The organism is Corynebacterium sp. HMSC063G05, from assembly GCF_001810555.1.
GTDB lineage: Bacteria > Actinomycetota > Actinomycetes > Mycobacteriales > Mycobacteriaceae > Corynebacterium > Corynebacterium jeikeium_D.
Map to the genome: position 1 here is coordinate 1 of NZ_KV801865.1, position 18,910 is coordinate 18,910.

Here is an 18,910-nt window from a genome sequence, read left to right on the forward strand (position 1 = left end):
TCCATGATGCAATGACCGCCTGACCCTACCGCCCGAAAAACGGCTTCCAAACTGACATAAACCTAGTCAGTAACTTCCGGCAAGTAGCCTATTGAGTGTGAACGACAACCAGGACACCTCCCATACCCCGGACACCTCGGTGAACGACAACGCCTCGGCAACCGACGCCACGTCCCATACCCCCGCAGCCCCCACGGCCCCATCCGCAGTGGTAGCGGGCCTCATCGTCGATGAGCTGCTGCGTCTCGGCATGGTCGATGCCGTGGTGTGCCCGGGTTCCCGGTCCGCCCCGCTCGCCCGCGCTCTGGTCCAGGCCGCCGACGCGGCGAAGGTTCGCCTCCATGTGCGCATCGATGAACGCTCTGCCGCCTTCCTCGCCCTCGGCCTGGCCTCGCGCACCCGCAAGGTGACCCCGGTAATTACAACGTCCGGCACAGCAGTGGCGAACCTCGTGCCCGCCATGGTGGAAGCCACCGCGTCGGGCATTCCGCTGTTGGCACTGACCGCCGACCGCCCCGCGCATTATCGCGGCACCGGCGCGAACCAGACCATCGTCCAGGACCGCCTGTTCGCTGATGCCTCTGTCGTCGAGTTCGATCTGGACGGCACCGCCCCGGTCACGAAGGCCACCGCCGCGCAGATCCGCGCTCGCATTGATCGCGTTGTCGCCGCCATGGCATCCGGCGCCGGCCACCTTAACGTCCGTTTTGTCGAACCGCTCGTGCCTGACGACGACTCCGTCGCCGACATCCCCGAGGGCCGCGCCGATGGCGGCCCCTGGACCACGATTGCGCCTACCAACAGCAACAACGTCGGCGTGGCCGCCACCGCAACCGGCCCGGCCAACGCGGCTAGCACAGCCACAATTGACATCAGCCGCCGCACACTCGTGATTGCGGGTTCGAATGCCCCGCACCTGCCGGCGCTGGAGGATTTGCCAACCATCGCTGAGCCGAATGCGTATGCGCCGGCGCACCCGGTGCACCCGCTCGCGGCGGGCACTTTCGCGCAGATTCCGCCGGAGCAGATCGTGCTGGTCGGCAGGCCGACGCTGCACCGAGGTATCTCTAAGCTGCTGGCCAATCCGGATATCGAGCTGACCGTTGTCTCCGAAGCGGAAAACCACGGTTTTGGGGTGGAGTTCCCGGATGTGACGGCGAACGCAAGGGCCGTCGTTAGGCATGTGCAGACTGTGGGGGAGCAGGACCCGCAGTGGACGAAAATCTGTGAGGCCGCCAGCGAGTTGGCGGTGAAGTCCGTGCGAGAGACGCTTACCGAGTCGATTGAAGCGGAGGAACCGCTGACCGGATTTCATGTGGCGGCGGCTCTGACGGACAGCCTGCGCACGGGTGACAATGTGGTGCTGGGCGCGTCGAACCCGGTGCGCGATGCGTCGTACACGGGCCTGCCTTTCCCCGGTGTGAACACGTATGCGGGACGAGGTGCCGCGGGCATCGACGGCACGGTGGCGACGGCAATCGGTATTGCGCTGGCGTCCGACCGCGAGCATGCCGACGAGATCCGCCCGCCGCGGACGATTGCACTTATGGGGGACCTGACGTTCCAGCACGACTCCGCAGCGTTGGCAATTGGGCCGCTGGAGCCGAGGCCGGAAAACCTCACCATCGTGGTGGCCAATGATGCAGGTGGCGGTATTTTCGAGACGCTGGAGGCGGGCAGCCCGGTTCTGCGGGGAAGCTTTGAGCGCATCTTCGGCACCCCGCAGGGCGTGGACTTTGAGGGCATCTGCCAGGCTTACGGGGTCGAGCACGTGCGCGTTGACCGCCTCCCAGATCTGCTCGCGCAGTTGCACCCGGATACCGACGTCGATGGCATCCGCGTCATTGAGGTGGCGACCACGCGTGCGACGCGTCGGCAGTTGCATCACAAGCTGGCATACAATGCGGAGATTGGGGTGCTGGACAAGCACTAGCTGGAAACAATCAGAGACAGAAAAATAGGAGGTCGCGACCGCCATGCAGTGGAAAACTGCCCTGGCCAATTGGCCGCGCTTCCTTCGTCAGGTACTGCTCTTTGTAATGATTTGCCTGTTGCTGTCGTGCCTGGCCATGGTGGTTGGCTGCTTCATTAATGACCGCAATATCGAGTCGAACATGGGGCAGTCCGTAGCCAACGTGCGCTCGGTCGAGCTCCTTCGCACCACGGTTGATTTCGTCGACGAGAATGGTGATTTTCAGTCGCCGCCAACCGGTTTGCTCTATCCCGTTGGTCTGGAAGAGGGGCAGCGCGTCCGCGTCGAATACGACCGCACTGATCCCAATGTCGTCCGCGTCGCCGGACGCACATGGACGTTGTCACTTCTCCCGGCGACCAGCATCGCTGTGGTTGCATTTCTCGTCGTCGCGCCGTTGTGGTGGTTGTCGTTGCGCGCAACCCGTCGTTTACAAAGAGATCCCCAAAAGGTAAACAGAGGGTCACTTTCGCTTTCCGACGAGATGGAAAACTAGCACCATGCGCGTTGCCATCATTGCTGAAAGCTTCTTGCCCAACATCAATGGAGTGACAAACTCCGTGCTGCGGGTGTTGGAACACTTACGCCGTGAAGGACACGAGGCGCTGGTGATTGCGCCGGGCGCTCGGGACTGGCAGGAAGAGGCAGAGTTCTACTGCGACTACCGCATTGAGCGTGTGCCCACTGTGATGGTGCCGTTGATTGATTCGCTACCGATTGGTGTGCCGAACCGTCGGGTAGCGTCGGCGCTGACGCAGTTTAAGCCGGATGTTGTCCACTTGGCTTCGCCATTTGTGCTCGGTGGTGCGGGCGCGCTGACTGCCAAGGCACTGGGCATCCCGGCTGTGGCCATCTATCAGACGGACGTTGCGGGTTTTGCCAAGAACTACAAGTTGGCGGGGCTCTCCACGGCCGCATGGTTGTGGACGCGCGTGATTCACAACTCCTGCGCCCGAACGCTGGCGCCGTCGTCGCCGACTATTGAGGACCTGCAGGATCACAAGATTCGTGATGTCTACCGCTGGGGCCGCGGTGTTGATGCGGTTCGCTTTACTCCGACAAAGCGTAGTGAAGAGCTCAGGAAGCAGTGGAGCCCGGAGGGCAAGCCGATTGTTGGTTATGTCGGCAGGCTCGCGGCGGAGAAGTCTGTGGAGCGGCTGGCAGCGCTGAACGGCCGCGATGATATTCAGGTGGTCATTGTCGGCAATGGCCCGGAGCTGCAGAAGCTGCAGAAGCAGATGCCGAATGCCGTCTTTACCGGACAGCTCACCGGCGATAAGTTGGCAGCGGCATTCGCCAGTCTGGACGTGTTCGTCCACACCGGTGACTTTGAAACCTTCTGCCAGGCGGTACAGGAAGCCCACGCCTCCGGTGTGCCGGCCATCGCTCCGAACGCAGGCGGCCCGCGCGACCTGATTACCAACGACGTCAACGGCTACCTGCTGGAACCCAAGACTTTCACCCGCGATTTGGCTGAGGCGGTCGACAAGCTGCTGCTCGTTGACGATGAGCTGGCACGTAAGCAGCTGCGCAACCGCTGCCGCGACACCGTGACCGAGCGCACCTGGGAAGCACTGTGTGCAGACCTGGTTCGCCACTACGAGGAGGTTTCTGGGGTTTCCGCGGCCGAGACGTCAAGCAAGGTCGCAGCAGATGCGATTGATGCCTCCCATGCAGGTGCTGCTACGCGTCAGAAGTCAGTCGCGTAATCTGGACATCGTGTCTAGGGCTGATTTAACGAAAAATCCCAGCGAAGTCGCCTCGATGTTCGATGGCGTGGGGAAGAATTACGACATCACTAATACCGTGCTCACCGGTGGCATTGACCACTACTGGCGCGTGCGCACGGCAAAGCGCCTGAACCTGCAGCCTGGCCAGAAAGTCCTCGACCTGGCCGCCGGTACGGCTGTTTCATCAGTGGAGTTGGCAAAGTCTGGCGCATACGTCGTTGCCTGTGATTTCTCCCGAGGCATGCTCAAGGCCGGTGCACACCGCGATGTTCCCAAGGTCTGCGGTGACGGCATGAAGCTGCCATTCCCGGACAACACCTTCGACGCGGTGACCATCAGCTTCGGTCTGCGCAACATCGTGGACTACAAGGCGGGCCTCGCTGAGCTAGCTCGCGTGACCAAGCCCGGAGGCCAGCTAACAGTCTGCGAGTTCTCCACCCCCGTGATGCCGGTGTTCAGCACCTTCTACAAGGAATACCTGATGCGGGCACTGCCGCAGATCGCCAAGGTCGTCTCCTCGAACCCGGAGGCCTACGTGTACTTGGCGGAGTCGATTCGCGCCTGGCCAAACCAGCCGCAGCTTGCCCGCGACATCAATGCCTCTGGCTGGGAGGATGCCGGTTGGCAGAATCTCACCTTCGGTATCGCAGCGCTGCACTCGGCAACCAAGCCCGCACAGTAGCTCGCTAGCCCGCAGCAAAGCCCTGTCGCAGGGCCCGTCGTAAAGCGATTCCTACTGCCAGGGCTGGCGCCCGAACCACTTATCGGAGGCCAGCGCTGTCCTCCCCGAAGCGCGCCAGAGTCGCGCCACTACGTCGCGGTCGTGTTCCGTGACCAGGTTTCCCATCAGGCGTGCGGCAACACCCATGAGCTGGCTTCCCCACGGGGCGCCGATGGTCAGCGGGCCGACCGTGGGAAGGAAGCTCGGGTACGTCAGCGTCAGCGCCAACTTGCGAGCCAGCGAGAAGCCGGTGCCGTAGTGCTCGCGAAGGAGGGCGGGCCAGGAGTGCGTCAGCCCATCGCGGCCCGCACCAATCGAGCTAATCAGCTCCACCGCCAGCCGCGCCGACTCCATGCCGTAGTCAATGCCCTCACCGTTGAGCGGGTTGACCAAGCACGCAGCATCACCGAGCAACGCCCAGTTGGGCCCCGCCACATTCGACACGGCACCGCCCATCGGCAGCAACGCCGACGTCACGTGCTCAGGCTCGCTCATCTGCCACTGATCGCGCACCTGTCCGTGGTACTCACGCAGCAACTTCTTCACATTCGTGCGCGCCGGGCGTGCCGACGTCGCCAGCGCCCCACACCCCACATTCGCCCGGCCCTCGCCCAGCGGGAAAATCCAGCCATAGCCCGGGTGCGTATGCCCTTCGGAGTCGCGCAGTTCCAGGTGCGAGTGAATCCAGTCATCCGCTACGTCTGCGCTGTCGAAGCTGACATACGACCGTGCGGCCACGCCAAAGACGCTGTCTCGATGCCACGCACGCCCCAGCTGCTTGCCGACGGTACTGCGGACCCCATCGGCCACGAGCAACCAGCGGGCCGAGATGGTGTGTGGCTTGCCCTCGCGGTCGGAAAGCTCCACCTCGCGCACGCCATGACCCCGCGTGCCGCCAGTGTTCAGCGCTCCGAGAACCACCTTCCGCGCTGCGACTCCATCAAAGACCTGCGCACCGGCATCAGCGGCGGCATTGAGCAAGAAAGTGTCGAGCTCAACTCGCGGCATCGCGGATCCGACAGCGGGGAAAGTGCCCGAGGCATCATCTGGCCAAGGTGCGGTGATGGAGCCGCCGAAACCGTGTAGCTTGAGTCCGCGGTTGCGGTTGCGGCGCAGGAGCTCGTCGTCAAGCCCTAGACGACGTAGCTCAGCGATGGCACGAGGAGTGAGCCCGTCGCCACAAGTTTTGTCGCGCGGGAAGCGCTGGGAGTCGACCACAGTGACCGAAAAACCGGCGCGGGCGGCGTGAATTGCGGCTGCGGAGCCGGTGGGGCCTGCGCCAACAATGAGCACGTCAGTGCTGCTGGGTAGAGCGACGGTGCCGTCGAACGTGGGGGAAACTCGCGAAATCGGGCTTGAGGTCATTGCCCCAGCGTATAACGACGTTGAAACAAATATGGGAACTGGTCTGCTAGCCACTATGCTCGTAAGGTAGTTTATTTAGCAGTTTCTTATCTTTTATCGTCAGTTAGGCAGGTCTCGAATGCGTACTGGAGACTACTCCGGGCTTAGTTCCGGAAGTGCTCAGGGCACTGGTGAGCACACCGCCACTAGTTCTCACTTCGTTGATGAGGCGCTGGAAGCAACAATCACCGAGGGAATGCGCAAGAGCGAGGACCTCCTGATTACCGAGCTGGGGCGCGGCGAGGACTTCCTAGTCGAGCGGGTTTCCCACCTAGCTCACGCTGGTGGTAAGCGCTTCCGCCCGATGTTTACCATGCTGGCCGCGCAGTTCGGGGAGAACCCGGAGAGCGATAAGGTCATCACCGCCGCAACGGTGCTGGAGCTGACGCACCTGGCGACGCTCTACCACGACGATGTCATGGATGAAGCGGATAAGCGCCGCGGTGTGCCCTCCGCAAACTCGCGCTGGGACAACACCGTCGCCATTCTGGCCGGTGACTACCTCTTCGCTGCTGCATCCCGCCTGCTGGCGGAGCTCGGTTCCGAGAGCGTGGCTCACTTCGCTGAGACCTTCGGTGTTCTTGTCACAGGTCAGATGCGAGAGTGCCTCAACGACTTGGACCTGCCGATAGAAGAGCGCATCGAGCGCTACCTGAAGGTCATTGCCGAAAAGACCGGTGTGCTCATCGCATCGGCCGGTTATCTCGGCGCCTATCACGCCGGTGCGTCCGCCGAGATTTCCAACGCGCTGCGCCGCTATGGCGAACTAATCGGTATCGTTTTCCAGATTGTCGACGACATCATCGACATCTCCTCCAATACCGATCAGTCCGGCAAGACTCCGGGCACTGACTTGCGCGAGGGCGTCTTCACGCTGCCGGTTCTCTACGCGCTGCAGGAGGACACCCCAGCCGCTGACCGCCTCCGCGAGATTCTTGTCGGCCCAGTTTCCGACGACGCGCTTGTCGACGAGGCCCTCGAGCTCCTGGCTCAGACCAACGGTGTGGCTCGCGCGATGGAGAAGGTCAATGAACTGCTGGATGAGTCCGACCGCGTCATCGCTGACCTTCCTGACTGTGCGGCCAAGGAGGCCCTGCGTCACGTTGCTCGCTACACCGTGGAGCGCGTGGGGTAGTGGATTGAGCTCCATCGGCGAGATGGGCCTAGGGGCGAGCACTGCTCTGAGGTGAGCTCTGCTCTGGGGTGAGTTCTGCTGAGGGGTGAATCCAGGTAGGGAAATATCCTCTCGACCTGCCGATTTGTGTAAATGACAGAGTAGTGGGTAGCATTCCATTCGCACCGTTTAAGAGTGCACGCCAGATTGCCCGAGCGGCCAAAGGGAGCGGATTGTAAATCCGTCGGCATTGCCTTCGTTGGTTCGAATCCATCATCTGGCACAGTGAAATCACCGCGAGAATTTTCTCGCGGTGATTTTTTTGTAGGGCCCGTTGATGGGGATGCGGGGCGGGGGTTTGGGGTAGGGGCTCGAGTGAGGGGCTCTGGATTAAGCGGGGGCAGGGGCTCGAGTTAGAGGCTCGAGTTAGAGGTCAGCCACTCATCGATGAGCTATTCACTTATGGTTCCGCTGGGGCTCATCGATAAGTGAATAGATTATCCATAAGTGCGCGCCAAATGTCTGCAAACGTGACAAGAAATACCACTGCCTACCTGCTGATTTGTGCTTAGTGGTGATTTCGGGTTAATCTTTGCAAGGCTTCACGGAGAGCACAGAGCGAAACGAAGCGGTCAACAATTGGCCACAGAGTTACGTGCTGGGTTTAACGGATGCTGATGCCCCCTTAGCTCAGTCGGCAGAGCGTTTCCATGGTAAGGAAAAGGTCGACAGTTCGATTCTGTCAGGGGGCTCTGTTCTTTTATACGGACTTATGTCCGGTAGAGAATAGGGGCGATGTAGCTCAGATGGTGAGAGCGCACGACTCATAATCGTGAGGTCGGGGGTTCGATCCCCCCCATCGCTACTACGGACAGTGATGTTCGTCGAACCCCGCCTTGATTATGCAGCAATGCAGTAAGGTGGGACATTGTCAGCTAAGGACTGAGAAGTTCTTTCGCTGGTGGTGAAGGGGCGTGGCTCAATTGGTAGAGCAGCGGTCTCCAAAACCGCAGGTTGCAGGTTCGAGTCCTGTCGCCCCTGCAAGTACCCGTCATCCAGGGCGTATGAAAATGCGTCTGGGTGGCGGGTTTTTCGTTTATGTTCGGTGGCGGTGGGGCAATGCGAGTTACTGACTGCGTTTATGACAAAAACAGCCCGAAAAATGGCTTGAAAGTGTCATAAACCCATACAGTTTCACATTTGCAGCCCCAAGTTCGCATCCCCAAGCGAGCAGCCCCAGCGAGCAGACCGAGCTAGCAGCCCGTAGCTCTTTGGGGTTGTCAGAATCGAATCTCGAAGCCTGCGGTTCCCACGAAGGGCATTTCTTCGATAGTGTGGATTATCGGCTAGAATTTACGCACTGAACCAGACTTGCTCTGCACAGTGGGGGCTTGGCTCCGGAGAACTTCCCCGGAGTTTGCCCTTGAAGAATTCACGTTTGAGTTTCACTGTGCAGTATCTTTAGGTCTCATATGCACGAAGTAGCGAAGGAGCATCGTGTCTGAGGAAAACCAGACTTTCCAGGCGGCGGCTCGCCCGTCCGGTAAGCGCCAGGCGACGGGCGCGCAGACCACCGTGGCGAAGAAGCCTGCGCGTGAGAAGGAGACCAACGAGCTTTCGACTCGTAACCCTTTGGTTTTCATCAAGCAGGTTGTTGACGAGCTGCGCAAGGTGATTTGGCCGACCGGCCGCCAGATGGTCACCTACAGCATCATCGTGATTCTGTTCTTGATTGCCATGATCGTTCTCGTGTGGGGTGTGGACACGCTGGCCGGTCTGGGTGTCCGATCGGTGTTGGGTAAGTAATCGGTTATACTGTTTCGCAGTGATGCTTTTCATCCCGCCTCCGAGTTCCGGACGGCGGGATTATTCGTTAGCGCAGCTGGTGTCTGGCTGTGCGAAGTGATTGCGGATGGCATATTGGCTCTTAGGACTCTTTAGGCGAAGATGCCAATGTCGCGAACCGTTGATGTAGATACAAGAGGGGTTAGCACGACATGAATGATGGTCAGAATATTTTCTCCGACGCCCAGTCCGCGGATGCTGCCGCAACTGAGCAGGATGCGCAGGACGCACCGGCTCAGGTAGAAGCTTCGGCCGAGGGTGCAGTCGCAGCCGCAGCCGACGCAGCCGCAGCTGACACTGCTGCAGCAGAAGCAGCGCCGGCAGAGGAGACTGCCGCTGACGCTGAGGCACAGGCAGCTGCTGACGCAGATGCCGAGTACCGTAAGCGCCTGCGCGAGTTCCAGCGTGAGCTCAAGCGTCGTCCGGGCGACTGGTACATCATCCAGTGCTACTCCGGCTACGAGAACAAGGTGAAGACCAACCTGGAAATGCGCGCCCAGACCATGGGTGTCGATGAGCAGATCCACGAGGTCATCGTTCCGGTTGAGGAAGTCGAAGAGCGCAAGGACGACGGCAAGAAGAAGATCGTTAAGCGCAAGCTGCTGCCGGGCTACGTTCTGGTTCGTATGAGCCTGGATGACCCGTCCTGGTCCGTCGTCCGCGACACCCCGGGTGTTACTTCCTTCGTCGGTAGCGAGGGCCAGCCGTCCAAGGTCAAGATTCGCGAGGTCGCTAAGTTCCTCATGCCGAAGGAGACCATCACCGCGGACGCCGCTGAAGAAGCTGCAAATGCCGACGGTGAGCTGGCTGTCGCAGCGGCGCCGCAGGCGGAGAAGAAGGCCGTCGCCATCGACTATGAGGTCGGCGAGTCCGTCACCATCCTGTCCGGTCCGTTCGCATCTGTGGCTGCGACCATCTCCGAGATCGACCCGGACACCGGCCGCATGAAGGCTCTGGTTTCCATCTTCGGCCGTGAGACCCCGGTCGAGCTGGGCATCGATGAGGTCGAGAAGCTGAACTAGGCCCGACCTCAAGCCAGGCGCAGAGCCAAGCGGAGAGCACCGCCAAGCCAAGCGCCGAGCAAGGCACCAGCTAGCTCGCTCGCGCAACCAATCCGGTAACGGATTTTGATGCACGCCATACGCTGCGGTAACGTAGCCAGGCGTGCATTTTTGTGCCTTGAGCACAGATGCGCCAAGTAATTCGTATCCCCGGTGGCTGGCACCAACTCGATGACCAGCGCCAGCGGCCATGATGGTCGAGGGCGCAAGGGTCGTCGTAAAGCGTCGGCATCCGGACGGGGTGAGTCGCCTTTTCATCGGGGCGGCGTGCCCCGGTAACTAGGAAGTAGGTTAATCCGATGGCTCCGAAGAAGAAGCTTTCTGCGATTATTAAGCTGCAGATTCAGGCTGGTCAGGCTAACCCGGCTCCGCCGGTTGGTCCGGCACTGGGTGCTCATGGTGTCAACATCATGGAGTTCTGCAAGGCTTACAACGCAGCAACTGAGAACCAGCGTGGCAACGTTGTCCCGGTTGAAATCTCTGTCTACGAAGACCGCTCCTTCACCTTCGTTCTGAAGACCCCGCCGGCAGCTAAGCTGCTGCTGAAGGCCGCTGGCATCCAGAAGGGCTCTGGCGTTCCGCACACCAACAAGGTCGGTTCCGTGACCTGGGAGCAGTGCAAGGAAATCGCCGAGCTGAAGAAGCCGGACCTGAACGCTAACGACATCGAGATGGGTGCACGCATCATCGCCGGTACCGCTCGTTCTATGGGCATCACCGTCGAGGGCGCTAAGTAAACCGTCAGCGTTTAGCTGCACCTTCATCAAGTGGTAGGGCCAGCTTCGGCCCGCTACACACCACAATCCAACCATTTCACTTAATTGAGATTGGACTTTTCATGAGCAAGAACTCTAAGGCATACCGCGCCGCCGCCGAGAAGATCGACGCCGGCCGCATCTACTCTCCGCTCGAGGCCGCTAACCTGGCCAAGGAGACCTCCTCCAAGAACTACGACGCCACCATCGACGTCGCCATCCGCCTGGGCGTTGACCCGCGCAAGGCTGACCAGCTGGTTCGCGGCACTGTCTCCCTGCCGAACGGTACCGGTAAGACCGTCCGCGTTGTCGTCTTCGCTGCTGGCGAGAACGCCACCAAGGCTGAAGAGGCTGGCGCTGACTTCGTTGGCTCCGAGGAGCTGATCGAGAAGATTCAGGGCGGTTGGACCGACTTCGACGCTGCTATCGCTACCCCGGACCAGATGGCCAAGGTTGGTCGCGTGGCTCGCATCCTCGGCCCGCGTGGTCTGATGCCGAACCCGAAGACCGGCACCGTTACCCCGGATGTCGCTAAGGCTGTCACCGAGATCAAGGGCGGTAAGATTTCCTTCCGCGTTGACAAGGCTGCAAACCTGCAGGCTGTTATCGGTAAGGCTTCCTTCGACGCTGAGAAGCTGGCCGAGAACTACGGTGCGCTTATCGACGAGCTGATGCGCCTCAAGCCGTCCGCTGCTAAGGGTAAGTACCTGAAGAAGATCACCGTCTCCGCCACCAACGGCCCGGGCATCCCGGTTGACACCAGTGTGATCAAGGACTACACCGCCTAAATCAGCATCAGCCGATAGGCGAGTGTGCTCTTCACGAGTCACTCGAGAGTGACTCTGAGCAAAGCTCTTTAAAACCGCCGCCGCGCGCACTTTCCAGAGTGTGTGAGGTGGCGGTTTTGCATTGGCATAAGGGGTATCGATAGCGCGGTGGGGGCTTGGGCGCGGTAGACGTCGTAAAGCGAATTGCTAATCCAAACAACTAATCCAGGCGAAATGGACTCACAGCCAAAGTTTGTTGCTTAAAATCGCGACTATGACGTTAATTTTGGAACCCGAAGAAGGGCTGGAGGCGCTCGGCGAGATTAATCGCCTGGCGCAGCTCGACGACGGTTCCGGAATTATTGAATCGCAGCTCATCTCGTATCTCGACTCGTTGGGCGACGACGCCTATGACATGCCCTGCCTGCGCATCGCGGGACAGACTCTGCTGGGCGAGGTACTGACGGGGCTAGGGGAGGACGAGCGCGTAGCTGAGGTCCTTCGCCGCAATATCCAGGACTCTGTGGTGCTTCCGGGGATGAGTGAGGAGGAAGCTCTGCAAGCTCGGGCGGCGCAGGTCGTGGTCGTGCGGCTGTTGCGCATCATCGCGCGGATGGAGGCCGTCGAGCTGCGCAATGTCGTGGCGCAGCAGTGCCTGGCATCGCAGATCCCGCCGGTTGTGCGCGTGGCACTGACACTCACCGTGGATATTCTCGACGCCGCCAGATTGGACGCACATCCCGACGACATGGTGCGCGTGGTGCTCGACTACGCCGACCAAGTGCTCTGGCTTGCCGACGACAACCTGAATGCGTACTTTGCCGAGCTCGAGATGATTGTCCAGCAACGTGAGAAGGACCTGGAGTTCGGCCGCTTCGGAGAGCCAGGTGCGGCGCGGTTTGGATAGGCGATTTGGTTAATTGCCAGGGTCTGGTATAAAGTTTCTTCACGAAGTTTGACCGGCTTCCAATCGGTACCAACATCGAGTTGGGAAGATGGAGGTTGGTACTCAAGTTTCACCGAAGACCGTCGGTCATTCGCTTTGAAAGAAGCGGATTGAAGGTTTCATTGTAGGAATACAGTGAGCGGCCCACGCAGGAGGACTTGGAAGCGCTTGCGCAGTTTGACTTCACCTGCTGGCCTTGGGGTTGGCGGAGTTGAAGTGGAACACGCCACAAGAATTGTGCGCCCCATCCTTGTGCGAGGATTGGGGCGTTTGTTGTATTTGCGCAAAAGAATCCTTCACTTGGCCGAGCGGAAAATTGCAAAGACCAGGAAGGAGGCGAGAGTACACATGGCAGCAAATGCTGAGAAGATTGCAGCTGTTGCAGCGCTGAAGCAGGACGTTGAAGAGTCCAACGCTATCGTGCTGACTGAGTACCGCGGCCTGTCCGTTGCGGAAATCACGGAACTGCGTCGCGCCCTCGGTGCTGATGTTAAGTACTCCGTCGCCAAGAACACCATGATCAAGATCGCTGCCGACGAGGCAGGGATTGAGGGTCTTGATGAGCACCTGAACGGCCCGACTGCAGTCGCCTTCATCAAGGGCGAGGCTGTGGATGCGGCTAAGGCGATTAAGAAGTTCGCCGGTGACAACAAGAACCTCGTGATCAAGGGCGGCTACATGGACGGTGCTGCAATGGATGCAGCACAGTTCGAGGCTCTTGCGGATATGGATAACCGTGAGACCACGCTGGCAAAGCTGGCTGGTGCCTTCAACGGCGTTCTGGCGAACGTCGCTGGCCTGCTCGACGCTCCGACCTCCTCGGTTGCCCGCCTTGCTGCGGCACTCGAGGAAAAGAAGTAATCCCGAGCGGCTCGCGATCTACGCGAACTAAATCACGCGAAAAACTTTTCAATATCACTTTGACGGCTTCGACCCCAGGGATCTCTGAGGGGAGCGGCCGCACCACACTCATAGGAGAATATCCATGGCTAAGTACACCACTGAGGAACTGCTCGAGGCTTTCAAGGAAATGACCCTCGTTGAGCTCACCGAGTTCAAGAAGGCTTTCGAGGAAGAGTTCGACGTCACCGCTGCTGCTCCGGTTGCAGTTGCTGCTGCAGGCGCTGCTGGCGGCGAGGCTGCTGCTGAGGAGAAGGACGAGTTCGACGTCGTCCTCGAGGACGCTGGCGCTAAGAAGATCGGCGTTATTAAGGCTGTCCGTGAGATCGTCTCCGGCCTGGGCCTGAAGGAGGCTAAGGAGATGGTTGAGTCCGCTCCGAAGGCTATCCTGGAGGGTGCTTCCAAGGACGACGCTGAGGCTGCTAAGGCTAAGCTGGAAGAGGCTGGCGCAAAGGTTGCCCTCAAGTAATTCAATTACTTGCCTCGGCCCCGGTAGTGGCCTAAAGCTACCAATTCTGACCGCCAGTTCTGGGCTTCGTGCCCGGGGTTGGCGGTTCTTTTGTATCTGGGGCCTTTGCTAACCCACCTGACCCGGGCAAAACCTCACTAATCTCACCCGTCACAGGGAGTTGAGGCAAAAACCAGCCCACTCATTGTCTTGATTACCCTTATTGGCCTGTAAAGTATCTAACATGCTCTCACGGCCGAGAATTTTGTCTATCCTTCTGTTGGGTCTAGGCACCGCACTGCTTGCTGCTGGCATTTTGCTGCCCAAAGTGCTCAATGTTGATCCCAAAATGCCGCTTGACCTGCCGCCGGTGTCGTATACCCTGCGGGCGGAAGACGGCGTATCCACCAGGATTAACGAAGAGGGCAAGCGGGAGGAAGTGCACTCGCCGCTGCAGCGACAGCTCCATGGCGTGCTCATCGAACCCGCGGATGCGGACAAGGTTTCGCTCCGTGTCGGTGTGACTGAAATGCGTGAGCTTCCCCCTGAGGTCATAGGCACCGACCCGCTGACGGAGCTTATCGAGGCCAATATCTGGACAGTTACCATCGACCGCCTCACTGGCGAGGCGCTGGCTCCTGCGACGCTTGTCGACCGCATGGCAGGCGTTCCACGGTCAGTGGCTTTCGAGGGGAACTGGGTGAAGCTTCCGGCCGACACGGAGGAAAAGGAATACCTGATCTTTGATGATCTCCTCCACGATTCCTTGCCGGCAAAGTTTGTCGGGGAAGAGGAGCGCGGCGGTAACCGTGTCCTGCATTTCCGTCAGGACATTGAGAAGACGAATCTCGCCCAGAAGTACCGTTCTTACGTCTCTCAGCTAACCCAGGATGACAAGTCCGGCTTCCTCCAGTACCAGGGCACCCGTGATTTGTGGGTTGAGCCCAAGTCTGGCTCGGTCATCGATATGGCCGAGGACATCCACCTTTGGTGGGAGACCCGCGATGGCGAGCCGATCATGGACTACCTGCGCTTCAACGGCAAGATGGACGAAGGCCTTTCCAATCAGCTTCTCTTTGGCGCAATACAGAATTTCCAGCGCCCAGCTCTAGAGCCGTGGTCAATCGGCCTCATTGCGTCCGGTTCGATTCTGGTATTCATCGCAATCGTGGGTATCGTGCGTCCTTCGACCCGTCGTAAAACAGAGTAACGCTTTACGACGGCCATAGCGCCCAGGCCTCATCGTTATATCGGTAACGGGTGAATGCGACACGCCCGATTTGTCAAGTTGTACTAGACAACTGCCAGTTTTTGATATAGGCTAAATCGTTGCGCTGGAATTAGTGTATCTGTCGCCAGCTCTTTTATAGTTTGCGCTCGGAGCGCGGGGCTATTATGTAGCACCGTTTTTCGTGCATCTAGCTGTTAAAGGAGTTGCTGCGACGCCGCCGTTAGGGCTCGGGGGCTCGCCTTTAAAGGCTGGTCTTGGAGGCCAAGTGGCGGGGGAATCACTTTCGTGTGTGACCAAAGGTTAGACGCAAAGTATCCCGGTGCGCAACAGAAATAATTCCTGCAACTTGAATCGCGTATAAACCAAGCGGGCGGAGCGCACCACCGGTTGCCGGTGTGCTCCACCGCGTGAGGTGCTGGAAGGACGCATCTTGGCAGTCTCCCGCCAGACCAAGGCAGTAACCGGTATTCCCGGAGCTTCGAAGAGGTACTCGTTTGCAAAGATTCAGGAGCCGATTGCGGTTCCTGGTCTGCTCGACCTGCAGCGTGAGTCTTTCGCATGGCTCATTGGCACGCCTGAGTGGCGTGCTCGTCGCCAGGAGGAGCTCGGAGAAGACGCTCGGGTTACCAGCGGTCTCGAAGATATTCTAGAAGAGCTCTCTCCGATCGAGGACTACTCCCAGAAGATGTCCCTGACGCTGTCGGACCCATGGTTCGACTCCGTCAAGAACACCGTGGATGAGTCCAAGGATAAGGACATCAACTACTCGGCTCCCCTCTACGTCACCGCGGAGTTCACCAACCGCGAGACCGGTGAGATCAAGAGCCAGACCGTCTTCATCGGTGACTTCCCGATGATGACGGACAAGGGTACGTTCATCGTCAACGGAACTGAGCGTGTCGTTGTTTCTCAGCTGGTGCGCTCTCCGGGCGTCTACTTCGATGAGACCATCGACAAGTCCACCGAGCGCCCGCTGCACTCGGTGAAGATTATTCCGTCGCGCGGTGCGTGGCTGGAGTTCGACGTCGACAAGCGGGACACCGTCGGCGTTCGTATTGACCGTAAGCGTCGCCAGCCGGTCACGGTTCTGCTGAAGGCTTTCGGCTGGACCACCGAGGAGATCAAGGAGCGCTTCGGCTTCTCTGAGATCATGATGGCCACCCTGGAGAAGGACGGTGTTGCAAACACCGACGAGGCCCTGCTGGAGATTTACCGCAAGCAGCGCCCGGGTGAGCCGCCGACGCGCGAGTCCGCGCTGGCTCTGCTGGAGAACAACTTCTTCAAACCGAAGCGCTACGACCTGGCTAAGGTCGGTCGCTACAAGGTCAACCGCAAGCTGGGCCTGGGCGCTGATGCCTCCGGCGAGATGGTTCTGACCGAGCAGGATATTGCTACCACCATCGAATACCTCGTGCGTCTGCACGACGGCGAGAATGTTATGACCTCGCCGGAAGGCGTCGAAATCCCGGTTGAGACCGACGATATCGACCACTTCGGTAACCGTCGTCTGCGTACCGTAGGCGAGCTGATTCAGAACCAGGTCCGCGTGGGTCTGTCCCGCATGGAACGCGTGGTTCGTGAGCGCATGACCACTCAGGACGTGGAGTCGATCCAGCCGACCACCCTGATTAACGTGCGCCCGGTTTCCGCGGCTATCCGTGAGTTCTTCGGTACTTCCCAGCTGTCCCAGTTCATGGACCAGAACAACTCGCTGTCGGGCCTGACCCACAAGCGTCGTCTGTCCGCACTGGGCCCGGGTGGTCTGACCCGTGACCGTGCTGGCCTTGAGGTTCGAGACGTTCACCCGTCCCACTACGGTCGCATGTGTCCAATTGAGACCCCAGAGGGTCCGAACATTGGCCTGATTGGTTCGCTGTCCTGCTACGCACGCGTGAACCCGTTCGGTTTCATTGAGACTCCGTACCGTCGCGTCCGCGATGGTGTCATCACCGACGAGGTCGACTACCTCACCGCTGATGAGGAAGACCGCTACGTCGTCGCGCAGGCCAACACCCCGATCGACGAGAACGGCCACTTCGTTCAGGAGACCCTGTCTGTTCGTAAGAAGGGTGGTGACGTCGAGTCCGTCCGCGCCGATGAGGTCGACTACCTCGATGTTTCCCCGCGTCAGATGGTCTCCGTGGCTACCGCCATGATTCCGTTCCTCGAGCACGACGACGCTAACCGTGCCCTGATGGGTGCGAACATGCAGCGTCAGGCTGTGCCGCTGCTGCGTTCGGAGGCTCCGTTCGTCGGTACCGGTATGGAGCAGCGTGCTGCTTACGACGCCGGCGATGTCATTGTCGCTTCGGCCACCGGTGTGGTCGAGACGGTGTCGGCAGACTTCATCACCATCATGGACGATGAGGGCCAGCGCCACACCTACCTGCTGCGCAAGTTCGAACGCACCAACCAGGGCACCTGCTACAACCAGAAGCCACTGGTTGACGAAGGCCAGCGTGTTGAGGCCGGCCAGGTCATCGCTGATGGTCCGGGTACCGACAACGGTGAGATGGCACTTGGTAAGAACCTGCTCGTGGCATTCATGCCGTGGGAAGGACACAACTACGAGGACGCCATCATCCTGAACCAGCGCATGGTTGAGGAGGACATCCTGACCTCGATTCACATCGAGGAGCATGAGATTGATGCCCGCGACACCAAGCTGGGTCCGGAGGAAATCACCCGTGACATCCCGAACGCATCCGAGGAGATGCTGAAGGATCTGGATGACCGCGGTATCGTCCGCATCGGTGCCGACGTTCGCGACGGTGACATCCTGGTCGCTAAGACCACGCCGAAGGGCGAGACTGAGCTGACTCCGGAGGAGCGCCTGCTGCGCGCTATCTTCGGCGAGAAGTCCCGCGAGGTCCGTGACACCTCCATGCGTGTTCCGCACGGTGAGTCCGGCAAGGTCATCGGCGTCCGCGTCTTCTCCCGTGAAGACGATGACGACCTGGCACCGGGTGTCAACGAGATGGTCCGCGTCTACGTTGCGCAGAAGCGCAAGATTCAGGACGGCGACAAGATGGCAGGTCGCCACGGTAACAAGGGTGTTATCGGCAAGATCCTGCCGCAGGAGGATATGCCGTTCCTGCCGGACGGCACCCCGGTCGACATCATTCTGAACACCCACGGTGTTCCGCGTCGTATGAACATCGGCCAGGTCCTCGAGGTTCACCTCGGCTGGCTGGCGAAGGCCGGCTGGAGCATTGAGGGCGACCCGGATTGGGCTAAGCGTCTTCCGGCTGACCTGCACGACGTTCCGTCCGACTCCCTGGTCGCAACCCCAGTGTTCGACGGTGCTGAGAACGAGGAGCTCGCTGGTCTGCTCGCGTCGTCCCGCCCGAACCGTGACGGCGAGGTGCTGGTCAACGCTGACGGTAAGGCCACGCTGTTCGACGGCCGCTCTGGCGAGAAGTTCCCGTTCCCGGTTTCGGTGGGCTACATGTACATGCTGAAGCTGCACCACCTGGTCGACGAGAAGATTCACGCTCGTTCCACCGGTCCGTACTCCATGATTACCCAGCAGCCGCTGGGTGGTAAGGCTCAGTTCGGTGGTCAGCGCTTCGGTGAGATGGAGGTGTGGGCAATGCAGGCATACGGCGCTGCCTACACCCTGCAGGAGCTGCTCACTATCAAGTCCGATGACGTGGTTGGCCGCGTCAAGGTCTACGAGGCAATCGTGAAGGGCGACAACATTCCGGATCCGGGTATTCCGGAGTCGTTCAAGGTGCTTCTGAAGGAACTGCAGTCGCTCTGCCTGAACGTTGAGGTCCTTTCGGCCGACGGCGTTCCGGTTGAGTTGGGCTCCTCCGACGATGAGGAACTCGACCACGCGACCGCTTCCCTCGGCATTAACCTGTCCCGCGACGAGCGTTCTGACGCTGACTCCGCATAGTTTCTCGCTTAACGACGAAACATTGCGTGAGTATCAGGGTCGGGAAGCCCTAACTCGCGAATAACCCAACACAGACGACAACGTACAAAAACCTCCGCAGAGAATTTGGTTTCCG

Annotated in this window: 15 protein-coding genes and 4 tRNA genes; 18 read left to right on the forward strand and 1 reads right to left on the reverse strand. The window is 59.8% G+C overall.

The annotated features are described in order from the left end of the window. Positions 1-97 precede the first annotated feature (97 nt). From menD to HMPREF2751_RS09250, 4 genes are read left to right on the forward strand one after another with little or no spacing between them, the layout of a single operon-like run. Positions 98-1,933: a 2-succinyl-5-enolpyruvyl-6-hydroxy-3-cyclohexene-1-carboxylic-acid synthase gene (gene menD, locus HMPREF2751_RS09235; protein WP_083295692.1), complete on the forward strand. Its 1,836-nt coding sequence runs from the start codon at positions 98-100 to the stop codon at positions 1,931-1,933. A gap of 43 nt (positions 1,934-1,976) precedes the next feature. Beyond that, positions 1,977-2,468, forward strand: a complete 492-nt coding sequence (locus tag HMPREF2751_RS09240; RefSeq protein WP_016422033.1) for a DUF3592 domain-containing protein — start codon at positions 1,977-1,979, stop codon at positions 2,466-2,468. Between the two features lie 4 nt (positions 2,469-2,472). After that, on the forward strand, positions 2,473-3,681 hold the full coding sequence (locus HMPREF2751_RS09245; RefSeq protein WP_016422034.1) for a glycosyltransferase family 4 protein: 1,209 nt from the start codon (positions 2,473-2,475) through the stop codon (positions 3,679-3,681). Between the two features lie 10 nt (positions 3,682-3,691). Continuing rightward, a complete protein-coding gene (locus tag HMPREF2751_RS09250) occupies positions 3,692-4,384 on the forward strand; it encodes a demethylmenaquinone methyltransferase (RefSeq protein WP_042388380.1) in 693 nt (230 codons plus the stop codon). Positions 4,385-4,435: 51 nt separating this feature from the next. On the opposite strand, the gene HMPREF2751_RS09255 is transcribed toward HMPREF2751_RS09250, so the two are convergent. Continuing rightward, positions 4,436-5,788 carry a geranylgeranyl reductase family protein gene (locus HMPREF2751_RS09255; protein ID WP_016422036.1) on the reverse strand — a complete coding sequence of 451 codons (1,353 nt, stop codon included), beginning with the start codon at positions 5,786-5,788 and terminating at the stop codon, positions 4,436-4,438. Positions 5,789-5,906: 118 nt separating this feature from the next. On the opposite strand from HMPREF2751_RS09255, the gene HMPREF2751_RS09260 reads away from it, so the two are divergent. From HMPREF2751_RS09260 to HMPREF2751_RS09325, 14 genes are all read left to right on the forward strand, one after another. Then, a complete protein-coding gene (locus tag HMPREF2751_RS09260) occupies positions 5,907-6,962 on the forward strand; it encodes a polyprenyl synthetase family protein (protein WP_049172333.1) in 1,056 nt (351 codons plus the stop codon). 180 nt (positions 6,963-7,142) lie between these two features. Further along, a tRNA-Tyr gene (locus HMPREF2751_RS09265) sits at positions 7,143-7,224 on the forward strand. Positions 7,225-7,620: 396 nt separating this feature from the next. Continuing rightward, positions 7,621-7,693, forward strand: a tRNA-Thr gene (locus tag HMPREF2751_RS09270). Positions 7,694-7,732: 39 nt separating this feature from the next. Beyond that, positions 7,733-7,806: transfer RNA gene (locus HMPREF2751_RS09275), tRNA-Met, on the forward strand. Between the two features lie 103 nt (positions 7,807-7,909). Then, positions 7,910-7,982 (forward strand) — tRNA-Trp (locus tag HMPREF2751_RS09280). A 456-nt stretch (positions 7,983-8,438) separates the two neighbouring features. Beyond that, on the forward strand, positions 8,439-8,747 hold the full coding sequence (gene secE, locus HMPREF2751_RS09285) for a preprotein translocase subunit SecE (RefSeq protein ID WP_049170051.1): 309 nt from the start codon (positions 8,439-8,441) through the stop codon (positions 8,745-8,747). 191 nt (positions 8,748-8,938) lie between these two features. Continuing rightward, positions 8,939-9,808: a transcription termination/antitermination protein NusG gene (nusG, locus tag HMPREF2751_RS09290; RefSeq protein WP_070546900.1), complete on the forward strand. Its 870-nt coding sequence runs from the start codon at positions 8,939-8,941 to the stop codon at positions 9,806-9,808. A gap of 338 nt (positions 9,809-10,146) precedes the next feature. Beyond that, positions 10,147-10,584, forward strand: a complete 438-nt coding sequence (gene rplK, locus HMPREF2751_RS09295) for a 50S ribosomal protein L11 (RefSeq protein WP_016422043.1) — start codon at positions 10,147-10,149, stop codon at positions 10,582-10,584. Between the two features lie 101 nt (positions 10,585-10,685). After that, entirely contained in the window at positions 10,686-11,390 is a 705-nt protein-coding gene (gene rplA, locus HMPREF2751_RS09300; protein ID WP_016422044.1) for a 50S ribosomal protein L1, read from the forward strand. A gap of 253 nt (positions 11,391-11,643) precedes the next feature. Continuing rightward, positions 11,644-12,276, forward strand: a complete 633-nt coding sequence (locus tag HMPREF2751_RS09305; RefSeq protein ID WP_042388383.1) for a hypothetical protein — start codon at positions 11,644-11,646, stop codon at positions 12,274-12,276. 387 nt (positions 12,277-12,663) lie between these two features. Continuing rightward, positions 12,664-13,176 (forward strand): 50S ribosomal protein L10, encoded by a 513-nt coding sequence (rplJ, locus tag HMPREF2751_RS09310; RefSeq protein ID WP_016422046.1) that lies wholly within the window; start codon positions 12,664-12,666, stop codon positions 13,174-13,176. Positions 13,177-13,300: 124 nt separating this feature from the next. Further along, complete coding sequence (rplL, locus tag HMPREF2751_RS09315) at positions 13,301-13,684, forward strand: 50S ribosomal protein L7/L12 (protein WP_016422047.1); 384 nt, start codon at positions 13,301-13,303, stop codon at positions 13,682-13,684. A 223-nt stretch (positions 13,685-13,907) separates the two neighbouring features. Continuing rightward, positions 13,908-14,873: a cell envelope lipid trafficking protein PgfA gene (locus HMPREF2751_RS09320; RefSeq protein ID WP_042388387.1), complete on the forward strand. Its 966-nt coding sequence runs from the start codon at positions 13,908-13,910 to the stop codon at positions 14,871-14,873. Positions 14,874-15,306: 433 nt separating this feature from the next. After that, a complete protein-coding gene (locus tag HMPREF2751_RS09325; protein WP_042388391.1) occupies positions 15,307-18,795 on the forward strand; it encodes a DNA-directed RNA polymerase subunit beta in 3,489 nt (1,162 codons plus the stop codon). Positions 18,796-18,910: the final 115 nt, after the last annotated feature.

Coding starts and splice junctions, on each gene's coding strand:
- HMPREF2751_RS09240 (WP_016422033.1), top strand. CDS start 1,977: ATGCAGTGGAAAACTGCCCTGGCCAATTGGCCGCGCTTCCTTCGTCAG.
- HMPREF2751_RS09245 (WP_016422034.1), top strand. CDS start 2,473: ATGCGCGTTGCCATCATTGCTGAAAGCTTCTTGCCCAACATCAATGGA.
- HMPREF2751_RS09255 (WP_016422036.1), bottom strand. CDS start 5,788: ATGACCTCAAGCCCGATTTCGCGAGTTTCCCCCACGTTCGACGGCACC.
- HMPREF2751_RS09260 (WP_049172333.1), top strand. CDS start 5,907: ATGCGTACTGGAGACTACTCCGGGCTTAGTTCCGGAAGTGCTCAGGGC.
- nusG (WP_070546900.1), top strand. CDS start 8,939: ATGAATGATGGTCAGAATATTTTCTCCGACGCCCAGTCCGCGGATGCT.
- rplK (WP_016422043.1), top strand. CDS start 10,147: ATGGCTCCGAAGAAGAAGCTTTCTGCGATTATTAAGCTGCAGATTCAG.
- rplA (WP_016422044.1), top strand. CDS start 10,686: ATGAGCAAGAACTCTAAGGCATACCGCGCCGCCGCCGAGAAGATCGAC.
- HMPREF2751_RS09305 (WP_042388383.1), top strand. CDS start 11,644: ATGACGTTAATTTTGGAACCCGAAGAAGGGCTGGAGGCGCTCGGCGAG.
- rplJ (WP_016422046.1), top strand. CDS start 12,664: ATGGCAGCAAATGCTGAGAAGATTGCAGCTGTTGCAGCGCTGAAGCAG.
- rplL (WP_016422047.1), top strand. CDS start 13,301: ATGGCTAAGTACACCACTGAGGAACTGCTCGAGGCTTTCAAGGAAATG.
- HMPREF2751_RS09320 (WP_042388387.1), top strand. CDS start 13,908: ATGCTCTCACGGCCGAGAATTTTGTCTATCCTTCTGTTGGGTCTAGGC.